General features: G+C 66.2%; 11 protein-coding genes and 1 pseudogene. 5 read left to right on the top strand and 7 right to left on the bottom strand.

Features of this window, described 5'->3' with window-relative positions; all coding sequences use genetic code 11:
* Positions 1-430: 430 nt before the first annotated feature.
* The 3 genes from ACTJLD_RS13150 (at position 431) to ACTJLD_RS13140 (ending at position 1,632) form a co-directional block, all read left to right on the top strand.
* Entirely contained in the window at positions 431-622 is a 192-nt protein-coding gene (locus ACTJLD_RS13150; RefSeq protein WP_011354307.1) for a DUF2964 family protein, read from the top strand.
* Positions 623-861: 239 nt separating this feature from the next.
* The gene (locus ACTJLD_RS13145) at positions 862-1,149 is read left to right on the top strand and encodes a DUF1488 domain-containing protein (protein WP_011354308.1); all 288 of its coding nucleotides are present in this window, start codon (positions 862-864) and stop codon (positions 1,147-1,149) included.
* Between the two features lie 210 nt (positions 1,150-1,359).
* Entirely contained in the window at positions 1,360-1,632 is a 273-nt protein-coding gene (locus ACTJLD_RS13140) for a tetratricopeptide repeat protein (RefSeq protein ID WP_334045871.1), read from the top strand.
* A gap of 90 nt (positions 1,633-1,722) precedes the next feature.
* Here ACTJLD_RS13140 and ACTJLD_RS13135 read toward each other — a convergent pair whose 3' ends face one another.
* The gene (locus tag ACTJLD_RS13135) at positions 1,723-3,024 is read right to left on the bottom strand and encodes an NCS2 family permease (protein WP_021163282.1); all 1,302 of its coding nucleotides are present in this window, start codon (positions 3,022-3,024) and stop codon (positions 1,723-1,725) included.
* Between the two features lie 819 nt (positions 3,025-3,843).
* Here ACTJLD_RS13135 and ACTJLD_RS13130 point away from each other — a divergent pair.
* Positions 3,844-4,122, top strand: a complete 279-nt coding sequence (locus ACTJLD_RS13130; protein WP_006480752.1) for a hypothetical protein — start codon at positions 3,844-3,846, stop codon at positions 4,120-4,122.
* 148 nt (positions 4,123-4,270) lie between these two features.
* Here the strand turns inward: ACTJLD_RS13130 and ACTJLD_RS13125 are convergent, their stop codons facing one another.
* The 6 genes and pseudogenes from ACTJLD_RS13125 to ACTJLD_RS13100 all read right to left on the bottom strand — a co-directional run bounded on the left by ACTJLD_RS13125 (position 4,271) and on the right by ACTJLD_RS13100 (position 9,620).
* On the bottom strand, positions 4,271-4,645 hold the full coding sequence (locus tag ACTJLD_RS13125; protein WP_027789627.1) for a DUF2917 domain-containing protein: 375 nt from the start codon (positions 4,643-4,645) through the stop codon (positions 4,271-4,273).
* A 314-nt stretch (positions 4,646-4,959) separates the two neighbouring features.
* Positions 4,960-5,337 (bottom strand): annotated as a pseudogene (locus tag ACTJLD_RS13120) (DUF2917 domain-containing protein).
* A 251-nt stretch (positions 5,338-5,588) separates the two neighbouring features.
* Positions 5,589-5,876, bottom strand: coding sequence for a hypothetical protein (locus ACTJLD_RS13115; RefSeq protein WP_060349946.1), 288 nt, complete (start codon positions 5,874-5,876; stop codon positions 5,589-5,591).
* A 79-nt stretch (positions 5,877-5,955) separates the two neighbouring features.
* Positions 5,956-6,861, bottom strand: coding sequence for a metal-dependent hydrolase (locus ACTJLD_RS13110; protein ID WP_027789624.1), 906 nt, complete (start codon positions 6,859-6,861; stop codon positions 5,956-5,958).
* Between the two features lie 30 nt (positions 6,862-6,891).
* Positions 6,892-8,679 (bottom strand): SDR family oxidoreductase, encoded by a 1,788-nt coding sequence (locus ACTJLD_RS13105; RefSeq protein WP_440658962.1) that lies wholly within the window; start codon positions 8,677-8,679, stop codon positions 6,892-6,894.
* A 44-nt stretch (positions 8,680-8,723) separates the two neighbouring features.
* The gene (locus ACTJLD_RS13100) at positions 8,724-9,620 is read right to left on the bottom strand and encodes a M24 family metallopeptidase (protein WP_440658960.1); all 897 of its coding nucleotides are present in this window, start codon (positions 9,618-9,620) and stop codon (positions 8,724-8,726) included.
* 425 nt (positions 9,621-10,045) lie between these two features.
* Here ACTJLD_RS13100 and ACTJLD_RS13095 point away from each other — a divergent pair, with 425 nt between their 5' ends.
* Complete coding sequence (locus tag ACTJLD_RS13095) at positions 10,046-11,323, top strand: HAD family hydrolase (RefSeq protein WP_059698299.1); 1,278 nt, start codon at positions 10,046-10,048, stop codon at positions 11,321-11,323.
* The last annotated feature ends 345 nt before the right edge of the window (positions 11,324-11,668 follow it).

The following is an 11,668-nucleotide window of genomic DNA, read 5'->3' as shown; positions in this document are numbered from 1 at the left end:
GGCTTTTTAGCGCTTACTCTGGTCCCATGCTTCGCGGTCAGCCCGAGTTGGCTTTTTAGCGCTTACTCGGACCCCATGCTTCGCAGTCGACCCAAGTTAGCACTCGAGCCCCTGCTTCACGGTCGACCCGGGTTACCACTCCAGCGCCACCCGAGCCCCACGCTCCTCGAATCCGGCCGATCCGGCACACACGTGCTCGCCGGATTCCTCTACCGGTTCCCGCCTGCGCGTGCGGCGCACCATCGACGCGCGAACGCCGGCCATCCGGGCACACATCATCATACAAGCGCCGCGTGCGATGTGCGACCGCGTATAAAATCCACTTGCTTTTAAATGCCCGCCTGCAATGATTGAAACGGAGCACGCACGCGCCGTGTTCCGCATTGCAACATGCATGCGACGTGACATGCATCCGTTCGGGAGACGCATCATGGTTCGGACGGAACTGAGAGTCGTGCTGGCGGCCATCGCCACATTCATCATGCTGGGCGGCATTGCCGTGGCGATCCACGGGCTGCTGTTCGATCTGACCGATGCGGTGCGATACGGGGCGGCCGCGATTGCGGTCGGCGCCACGACGGCCGCAATCGCGCTCAACGTCTGGCCCAACGACCCTCACTGACGCCGGTTTCCGAAACGGTGCCGGATGCCGCGCTGATCAGATGAAATGCGCGTCGGAACGACGCACGCCGTAAATTTTGTCTCCCGCGCGAAACCGTCTAAAGTGGAAAGCAACCGGCATGCATTACCCGCGCCATTACCCGCGGGCCGTGCCCCGCCGGCGAGCCCGCGTACATTTCGTCCGGCCGGTGGCGGACGACGGACGCGGTCATTCGTTTTCTACCGGTCGAGGCGGGTCCCATGCAAATCCATTTCACGAACGAGAAGCCCGAGTATTCGGGGCGCGACCTGATGCTTGCGTTCACGGCGTTGGTGAATGGCGAGCGCGTTCAATGTCAGATCACCGCCGAGGCGCTGGAAGACCACTTCGGTGCGGCTTCGCCGCGCTTCGAGGACATGGTCGGTGCATTCGACCAGCACCGCGACCGTATCGAGGCGGCTGCACGGCGCCTGCTGTCGGAGACGCGCGCGCAATGCGTGACGCTGCGCAGCGGTTACGTCCGCTTCTACGAGGCCAACTGGCGCTGACGACACGACGCCCGTCTTGCTGCGCGCGTCGCTGAACGCCGCGCACGCGAAGACGTTGCCTTTCATGCGATGCCGTTCGGCGGGCCCGGGCGGCATTTTCGTATGCGGGCCGCACCGGATTGCTGCCGCGCCCGGCCGGCTGCTAGTGTGCCGGCACGACCCGGCGTATCGTTTCGTCAGGATCGCAGAGAAAATCATTCGAATCAGGCGTTGAAACTCGATCCGGCGAACCGGCTGGCGCTCGAGGCAACGGGTATCGCGGCGATTCGCAGCAACCGGCCCGATGCGGCGGTCGGGATCTTCGAGGGCATGAACCGCGCGTATCCCGACGACGCTCACGTGATCGCCAACCTGGCGGTCGCCTATCGCCGCACCGGGCGGATCGATGACGCGATGCAGTTGTACCGCCGCGTCAAGGCGCTGGATCCGCCGCTGGCGCAGCGGCTGTACGACGAGGAACTCAAGGGCGTCGCGACGCCGTGATGCGCGCGGGCGGGCCCGCGCGACCCGCCCAACGAAAACGCCACCCGAAGGTGGCGTTCGTTCGTCGTGCATCGCGCCGAAGCGCGACCGTCACTCGCTGCCGAGATAGAAGAAGCGGAACAGGAACACGGCCGCGATGATCCACACGATCGGCTTGACCGAGCGGGCCTGGCCCGTCAGCAGCTTGAGGCCGCCGTAAGCGATGAAGCCGAACGCGACGCCGTTCGCGATCGAGTACGTGAACGGCATCAGCAGCGCGGTGAGCGCGGCCGGCACGGCTTCCGTTGCATCGTCCCACGGCACCTCGACCATCTCGCGCAGCATCAGGCACGACACGTACAGCAGTGCCGGTGCCGTCGCATACGCCGGCACGACGCCGGCGAGCGGCGCGATGAACAGGCACGCGAGGAACAGCACCGCGACGGTGATGGCCGTCACGCCCGTGCGGCCGCCGGCCTGCACGCCCGATGCGCTTTCGATATACGCGGTGGTCGACGACGTGCCGAGCACCGAGCCCGCGACGATCGCCGTGCTGTCGGCGAGCAGCGCCTTGTTCAGGCGGTTCATCTTGCCTTCGACGAGCAGGCCCGCGCGGTTCGCGACGCCCATCAGCGTGCCGGTCGCATCGAACAGCTCGACGAGGAAGAACACGAGGATCACGTTGATGATGCCGGTCGACAGCGCGGCGCCGATGTCGAGCTTGAACAGCGTCGCATCGATCGACGGCGGCGCGGAGAACACGCCGTGGAACTGGTTGCCGCCGAAGAAGAACGACAGGATCGTCACGCCGATGATGCCGATCAGGATCGCGCCGCGCACGCGCAGGTGGTCGAGCGTGACGATCGTGAAGAAGCCGATGATCGCGAGGATCGTCGTGGGCTTGTGCAGGTCGCCGAGCGTGACGAGCGTGGCCGGGTTGCCGACGATCACGCCCGAGGTCTTCAGCGAGATGATGCCGAGGAACAGGCCGATACCCGCGGTGATCGAGATCCGCAGCGATTTCGGAATGCCGTTGACGATCGCTTCGCGCACGCGGAACAGCGTGACGAGCAGGAACAGGCAGCCGGAGATGAACACCGCGCCCAGCGCGGCCTGCCACGTGAAGCCCATCCCCTTGACGACCGTGTACGCGAAATACGCGTTCAGGCCCATGCCGGGCGCGCATGCGATCGGGTAGTTCGCGTACAGCCCCATGATGATCGATGCCAGCGCCGCGACGAGGCAGGTCGCGACGAACACGGATTCCTTCGGCATGCCGGCGTCGCCGAGGATCGCGGGGTTGACGAAGATGATGTAGGCCATCGTCAGGAACGTGGTGACGCCCGCGAGTATTTCGGTGCGGAAGTCGGTGCCGGCTTCAGCGAAGCCGAAATACCGCTTGATGGATTCCATGAAGGCGTTTCTCCGGTCGGGTTGTCGTGTTGCTTGTTGTGCCGAATTGTTGTACGGGCAGCGGACGGCGGGCTTAATGTAACCAGCCACTATTGCCCGGCTATCGGCGGATTGTAATAGCGCGGATAGCTCGGACGATATAGTTGGGGGCACGATCGCAAGATCGGTCGGCTGCCGGCGCGCGAACGGTCTGGCAGCCCGGCCGCGCGGCGAAGGCGCGCATTTTACCGGTTCGGGTGGAACGAACCGGAAGAAATGGCGGAAACGGGAGCAAGGCAAGGAGGCGAGGCAAGCGAACGGAGCCGGCCGATGCGTGCGCAACAACGTGCGAAGCGAGTGCAAACCGGACGTGCAAGCGGACGCACAAAGCGGCGCGCGGTGTGGCGCGCGTGGCGGGTGCGGGATGACATCCGGCTGAAACGGAGCGCCCGCATGCTGCACGAACGTGGGGCAGGCAGCACGTGCGCGGCCGGTGCAGAGGCCCGGCAGCGGCGTGCAGCCGCCATTCTTCAGTCCAGGCGGTTGCCGATATCGGGCTATCGTGCGCCGAAGCCGTCCCGCCCGCAACTGTCATGTCGTGATGCGGGGGCGACTGTGGTTTCTGTGTAAAAGATTGCAAGACCCCATCGCATAAACCGGCAAGTCTTTCTAGGATAGATACACCGCGCATGCACACGCCGGCCGGTAATTGCCGACGCGGGGGAGTCGCAGTCCGTGCAGGCCGGGCGGTGAAGTGCGGTCAAGGCCGTTGCGCGTTCGGGCAGGCACGGCCGATTGCGATTGCCCGATGCGGGTTCGTCCGTAATCACGGAGGTCAGCATGTTGAACTGGATCAGCCGTTGGGCGATGCGACACGCCCCCACGCCGGAAAAAACCGCTGCGTCGATGCTCGTGACGGCGCGCATGGAACTGTTCGCTGCCGAACAGCGCGTCATCGACGCGAAATTACAAGCGGATTACTGGCGCACACGTGTGTCATTCCTCGAGGAGGTGCAGAAGCAGGGCATCGATCCGTGGGTGACCTCGCAGGCAGCGCAACGCCCCGACCTCGATTCCACTCCCCGCAGCACGGGCCCGCGTCTCGCCGCCAGCACCTGATGCACCAGCTGCATCGCGGCGCGCGATCGCTCGCGGCACGCACCGGCGTGTCGCGTCATTCGATGCGCACCCGCGGCGCCTCATGCCGCGGGTGCGTCCGTTTTCGGTCGCGGCCGTTCCGCGTCTCGCATGCCTGACGGCACGTCGCTCATCCACTCCTTCCCGCTATCCCGAAGAGCAAACGTTGCACTTGCGCGAGCGTGCGCCTGAAGCGCTCGCCGCGACGCACGTACGCGGTCGTGAGCGTCGCTTCGGCCGGCCGGTCGGCAACGGTGCCGAGCCAGATGCGTTCGCCGCGTGCGATGCGCAGCACGTCGCCGGGCTGCACCCAGCAATCGTCGACGCTCGGCGGGCGCGTGACCCACAGCGCCGCGCCATGCGTGCGGAGCTCCGCGTCCCGCGGCGCGCGCCAGGTCATCGTCGTGCGCGGCGCGACCGCGAAACGGATCACGACAGTCGGTAACGCGATCGTGCCGGCGTGGCGCCGATCGGGACGGTCAAACAGCGGGCTTGCCTGGTCCATCGTCTTCTCCAGTGATTGAGCCGGATGGATGACGCGCACCAGAACAAAAAGGCCTCATCCGTTTCCGGCGAGGCCTTGTGTGACATGCGGTACTGCCCGATTGCTAACGCACAAGCGCCTCCCGTGAACCATTCTTTCGAATGTTCATCGATCGATGAATCGAGGCGGAGACGAGCGTGTACGTAGGCATGCGAACGAGTTTGTCTTCGTGGAACGGCGTTGTCAACGACAATTTTCGAGATAGTGCAGGGGATGCGTCGGCGACTGCGCGCGAGTGGCCGCGCACCCGGATCGCATGCGTCGCGACGCGTTCGTCATGAGCGACTTCGACATCGTTCGCGCAACAGGCTGCGCATTCGTACAAGCGCACGCGCGAGCCATGCACTGTGTCCCGTCGCGTACGCGGTCGTGATCGATGCCTCGGCCGGACGGGTGTCGTCGGTGCTCATCCAGATGCGATCGCCGCGCCGCACGCGCAGCACGTCGCCGGTTCATATCCAGTAATCGTCGACGCTGCCCAGCCGCGTGACCCACAGCGTCGCGTCGTGCACGCGAATCTCGGCATCGTTTTGCGCGCGCCACGCCAGCGTCTTGCGCGGCGCGACCGTGAACTGGATCACGACCCGCGGCAACGCGATCGCATCGGTGCGGCACCGATCGGGGCAGACAACCAGCCGGCTTGCTTGGTCCATCGTCATCTCCATCCGTTGAGCCGGGCGGGATGACGCGCACCAAAACAAAAAGGCCCCATCCGTTTCCGGCGAGGCCTTGTGACATGCGCAACTGAATCTCGATGCTAACGCACAAGCGCCTCCAGTGATCGCCACGGATGGGCGTTCACTCGGTTTTCATGCGCGATGGCGGCGAGCTTGAGCATAAGCATGCGAACGAGTGTGTCGTGGCAGCGCATCAATGTCAACGGAAATTTCGAGATGCGTGACGGTTACGCGTCGCGTTGCGCGAGGCCGTTCACGAGCAGCTCGGACAGCAGGCCCGTCATCCCTTCCGGGTGCGTGGCCGCGCGCACCTTCAGCTGTTCGACGAGTTCGGCGTTGAGCTTGCATGCGAACGGCACGAGGCCCTGTTCCTGGTCGAGCTTGCGCTGCGCGCGGCGGTCGAGCTTGACGGCTTCTTCGGCACCCTTGCCGAAACGCGCGGAGCTCGACTGCTTCATCGCGTGCGTCAGCTTGAGCGCCTTGTTCTTTTCGAGATCGGTTTTCTTCATGGCCATCGCGGCACCTCCGGGAAATTGAAGCCGCGATTGTACGCATTTCGGCGGGCGCCGCCCGTGGAGCCGGCAAGAAACCCGGTCAGGCGCCCTTCGTCGTGCCCCAGTTGCCGCCGTGCGCGGCCGCCTGTGCGGCCGGCGAGCGGGCGAGGTAGGCGAGCGCCTGTTCGGTCGAGCCTTCGTGATGCGGCGTATAGCCGGGCTTGAAATAGCGCAGCGCCGCGCCGATCACCTTCCAGAACGACGGCAGGTGCCCGCGCCGCGAGCCTTGCCACCACGCGAGCACGAAACCCGGGTAGCGGCCGGCGTCCGGGTCGCGCCGGTACATGAATTTCGCGCCCGTCGTGATGTAGTAGAGCAGCAGCAGGATCACGAACGCCATGTGCACGCAGCGCTCCGGATAGGTGCCGCCCATGTGCCGGTAGATGTCGAATGCGACCGTGCGGTGCTCGACCTCTTCCGCGCCGTGCCAGCGCAGCAGGTCGACCATCGTCGGGTCGGCTTTCCCCTCGTCGAGCCCGTGCGCGTTGAGCACCCAGTTGCCGAGATAACCGAAGAAATGCTCGAGCGACGCGATCACCGCGAGTTGCTGCCGCAGCCAGAAACGCGTGTGGCCGATCTTCAGCCCGAGCGGCTGTTCGCCGAGCACGCGCGTGAACAGCCGGTTGAGCTTTTGCGTGAACGGCTTCGTGTCGATCCCGTGCCGGTCGTAGTAGTGCTTCAGCACGCCGCCGTGCGAACGCGAGTGCACGGCCTCCTGCCGCAGGAAGCCTTCGGCCTCGTCGCGCAGGCGCGCGTCGGTGATCAGCGGCAAGGCCTTGTTGTACACGCGGCAGAACCACAGCTCGCCTTCCGGGAACAGCAGGTTCAGCGTGTTGATGATGTGCGTGCTGCCCGGGTCGTTCGGCACCCAGGTGACCGGCGTGTCGCTGAAGTCGAACTTCACGTGCCGGGCCTTGATCTTGTGATAGTCGGCGGTATCGGTCATCTTTGTCTCCCTGTGCGGCGTCGTGCGCCGTCAATGCGATGCCATGCTGACGCGGGCGATCATCCGGCCGAGCCACGGCATGAAGCGGCCGACGAAACGCATGGCATGCGCCTCGCCGCCGACGGCGACGACGGGACGGTTGCGCAGCACGCCGTCGACCATCGCCTGCGCGACGGTTTCGGGTTTCAGGCCGCGCATCTGGTACAGCTTCGTCGCGCGCTTGTGCAGCCGCGCTTCGTCCTGTGCACTGGCGCCCGCGTATTGCGTCGACGCCATGATTCCGGTCTCCGCGAAGCCGGGGCACACGGCCGTCACGCCGATGCCCTTTTCCGCGAGCTCCGCGCGCATGCATTCGCTGAGCATCAGCACGGCGGCCTTCGTCGTCGCATACGCGGGCAGGTCGCGCGACGGCCCGAACGCGGCGGCCGACGCGGTGTTGACGATGTGCCCGCCGGTGCCGCGCGCGGCCATCTGCTGCGCGAACAGCCGCGAGCCGTGGATCACGCCCCACAGGTTCACGTGCAGGATGCGCTCCCAGTGCCGCGTGCTCGTGTCGAGGATGCCGCCGGCCATGCCGATGCCGGCGTTGTTGATCACCACGTCGGCGCCGCCGAGTTCGTCGCCGACCCACGTCGCCAGCGCTTCCATTTCGTCGGCGGACCCGACGTCGACGCGTTTCGCGTGGGCCTGCGCGCCGGTCAGCCCGATCAGCAGCGCGGTGCGTTCGGCGCTCGAGAGATCGATGTCGCACGCGACGATCGTCGCGCCTTCGCGCGCGAACGCGAGCGCCGCGCAGCGGCCGATGCCGCTGCCCGCGCCGGTGACGACCGCGACCTTGCCGCTGAAGCGGCCGCTCGTTGCGCGGCGGCGCGCGTTCGCGAGTGCGGGCGGCTCGTTGCCCGATTCGACCGCGTCGATCAGTTGCCCGGCCAGATCCGCGAAGCGCGCCGGATCGGCGAGCGGCAGCCAGTGGCCGGCCGCGACCTCACGGCGGTAGTACTGCGGCACCCAGCGCGACAGGTTCTCGGACAGCGCGGGGCTCACGTACTTGTCGCCGAGCGGCACGATCGTCTGCACCGGTGCATGCGCATGGCGTTCGCGCGGCGCGAACAGGCAACGGATGAAGTTCGCGCGATAGAGGCGCACGCCGCGCGCGCCGTCGTCGGCTTGCGTCGGGCGCGGCGCGACGGGCGTTTTCTCGAGCCGGCGCAGCAGGCGCGGCCACGCGCGGCCAAGCCACAGCCGCCAGCCGAGCTCCGGGATGAACGGCAGGTGGAACAGGTACACGTACCACGAGCGCACGAGCTGGCCGCCGAGCTTGGCGAGCGACGCGGGCGTCGGGTGCAGCACGCGTTCGCGCAGCCAGAAGCCGACATGGTCGAGGCACGGCCCCGAGCACGACGTGTATGACGCGATGCGGCCGGAAAGGCGCGGATCGGTGACGAATTCCCAGCCCTGGATCGAGCCCCAGTCGTGCGCGACCAGATGTATGGCGCGACCGGGGCAGAGCGCGTCGATCACCGCGACGAAATCGTCGGTCAGCTTCGCGAGGTGGTAGTCGGCCGTGCGCTTCGGCACGCCGGACAGGCCCGCGCCGCGCACGTCGTACGCGATCACGTAGTGCTTGCGCGCAAGCAGCGGCGCGACGTGCTGCCAGACGCTGCTGTCGTCGGGATAACCGTGCACGAGCACGACCGGCGAGCGGGCCGGGTCGCCCCAGGTCCTGACCGCGAGCGTCAGGTCGCCGGAGGCGACCGCCGTTTCGCCATGAACCGATTCGAACAGGGCCAGCGGCGCTTCGTCGGAAAGAGGCTGCATCGTAAGTCCGTCGTTCAGGGAGTGGGGAGAAAGGCGGGTTCGCGTCAGGCGGCGGCCGGCACGGTCGCGACGGCCTGCGCACGCTCGGCCAGGTGGCGCTGCCAGCGGCGCACGTGCGGCAGGTCGTCGTCGAGCCAGTACGCGTCGTCTTCGGTGATCACGAGCAGCTCTTCGAATTTCGCACCGACGCCGGCGAAGCCGAGATGCGGCTCGACGGCCCACAGGCCCGGCACGGGCGCATGCTCGGAGCGGCGGTCGATCGACCACAGCGGCGACCAGCCTTGCTGTTTCGCCGCGCGCCCCTGGTCGAGCAGCAGGTTGCGCGTCGCGTTCAGCCCGAAGCGCGCGACGAAGCGCGGCTTCGACAGCTTGTGGATCTTCGCGACGCGATGCGCGAGCACCTGGAACGGATAGGCCTTGTGGCGCGGCTCGACGCCCTGGCGGCGGCACAGCGCGTCGACTTCCTGCGCGACCTCGGCCATCGGCCGGCGCGCCTTCACGAGCCGCACGATCAGGTCGCGATGGTCCATCAGGTCGTCCTGCAACTGCTCGAGGATCGGGTTCTGGCCGAGGCAGTGCGCGTAGCCGACGTCGGCCACGATGCCGTCGAGCACCGGCGCGACGTCGAGGATCACCGGCATGTCGGTTTCGAGCTGCCGGTTGCTCGGGAAGAACGCGAGATTGAAGCCGCCCATGTGCTTGAGGCCCGAGAAGCCCTGGAAGGCGGTGCGGTCGCCGAACCACGCGAACGGCTTGTGCAGCCAGTCGTGTACGCCGTTGTCCTGCAGCCATTCGGTCAGGAGGCGCGCGGCTTCCTTTTCGGTGATGCCGGGGTAGAGCATCGCGCCGACGGTCTCGACACAGCGGTAGGCAAGCTGCTGGACCGCGCGGAATTGCGGCAGCTCGTCGAGGTGGACTTCCGGCAGCGAGTGGTCGGCCATGATGCGTCTCCAAGGGGGCGCTGATCCGGAATCCGTCCGCCGGCGTCGCCGTCACGGGTTATTCAGTCAGCATTTAATGTGTCATTGAACAATGTAACGATCATAGACGGTTCCGCGTGCCGGGACGTGAGGATTTGTCCTAATGGCAGGGGGAAATGGAGGGGAGCCTCTAGGTTTCCGGACGATGTCGCGAGCGGGTGCGTCCGGCCCGGACGGCCGTGTTCGATCGTTTCGTGATGCCCGGCATGTCGCGCCGGATCAACTCGCCGTCGTGTCGCGGCGTGACGCTGTCAAATTGCCGAAATAATTTCGACACATCATTCGCCCCCGATTCGAAGCCGTCCCGGCTTCGCGGTGGCGATGACCCGCCAGTGCGCCGCACGGGGCAGTGAACGGAACCGATTCGACATTTCCACGGAGAGACCATGCAACGCCGCCAGTTCATGAACACCCTTGCCGCGGCGACCGCTGCGACGTCGCTGATGCTCAAGGCCGGCACCGCCGACGCAAAGAGCGCCACCGCGCCGGACGCGCTGGACCCGGGCCGCTGGTCGCCGTTCAACGCCGCGCGCCTGCAGGCGGTGCTCGACCAGCATGGCGTCGCGAGCGCGCGCTACGACGAAAAGCGCCGCCCGTACGCGGTGTTCGACTGGGACAACACGTGCATCATGAACGACTGCGAAGAGGCGTTGCTGATGTACCAGATCAACCATCTGCAATACAAGCTGACACCGGACGAATTCGTCGGCGTGATGTGGAAGGACGTGCCGAAGGGCGCGTTCATGAAGGACTACACGACCGTCGACGGCAAGCCGGTGACGATGGAGGATCTCGCCGCCGACGTCGAATCCGACTACCGCTGGCTCTACGCGAACTACAAGGGTTTCGGCGGCAGCAAGAGCCTCGACGAGATTCACGAGACCGACCAGTTCAAGGATTTCCGCGCGAAGCTGTACTTCATGTACGACGCGATCTGCGACACGCACCCGCTCGAAGTCGGCTACAAGTGGATCATCTATTTCTACAAGAACATGACGACCGCCGAGCTGCAGGCGATGGCGGAAGCGTCGGACAACTACGGGATCGGCGACGCGCTGCGCAAGGTTCGCTACGAAAGCCCGAAGACGCTGCCGGGCAAGGCCGGCGTCGTGGCCGACACGCATTTCCACGGCATTCGCATCCATGAGGAAATCCGCGCGGTGATGCACACGCTGCGCGCGAACGGCATCGACGTGTACGTGAGCACCGCGTCGCTCGACGATGTGGTGCGCGTGTTCGCCGGCAATCCGAACTACGGCTATGGCGTGCCGCCGGAGAACGTGATCGGCCTGCGCCTCGACATGCAGGACGGCAAGTACACGAGCACCTATCCGGCCGGCTGGCATTTCAACTGGGGGCCCGGCAAGACGGTGGGCATCCGTAACGTGCTCGTATCGAAGAAGGGCTACGGCCCGCTGCTGGTGTTCGGCGACAGCGACGGCGACGCGTGGATGCTGCGCGACTTCAAGGACACCGCGGCCGGCGTGATCGTCAACCGGATGAAGAAGGGCGAGATCGGCGCGGACAGCAAGCTCGCGGCCGGGCAGATCGGCCAGCCGGATGCGCGCTTCCTGCTGCAGGGCCGCGACGAGCACACGGGCCTGATGATTCCCGACGAGAAGTCGATCAAGTACGGCAAGAGCGAGCGCAAGCTGCTCGCCTGACGGGTGCCTGCTGCCGGGCCGTGGCGGCCCGGTGTCCGGCGGGATCGACGGCGGCGCGTCGCGCGGGCCGGAACTCGCGCGTCTCAGCGCTCGCGCGGCGTACCCAGCCGATCCAGCAACGCCCCCAGCAAGTCGACGCAGCGGAAACACGAAAATGAAGGAGAAGCGCCGGACCGGGCGCCGGACGATCGATCGGGTGCGGGAGTGGCACCGAATCCGGAGAGGGAAGCGGATCGAGCTCGCAACGGAGGAGGCGGACAATAAAAAAGGACGCTTGCGCGTCCTTTTGCCGTCTGAAGTGTTGCGCATCGTCGAGAGGCGTCCCCAGCGTTTTCATCGGCAATG

The sequence above is a fragment of the Burkholderia sp. 22088 genome (genome assembly GCF_052045915.1).
GTDB lineage: Bacteria > Pseudomonadota > Gammaproteobacteria > Burkholderiales > Burkholderiaceae > Burkholderia > Burkholderia cepacia.
This window is presented reverse-complemented; position numbering and strand designations above follow the sequence as displayed.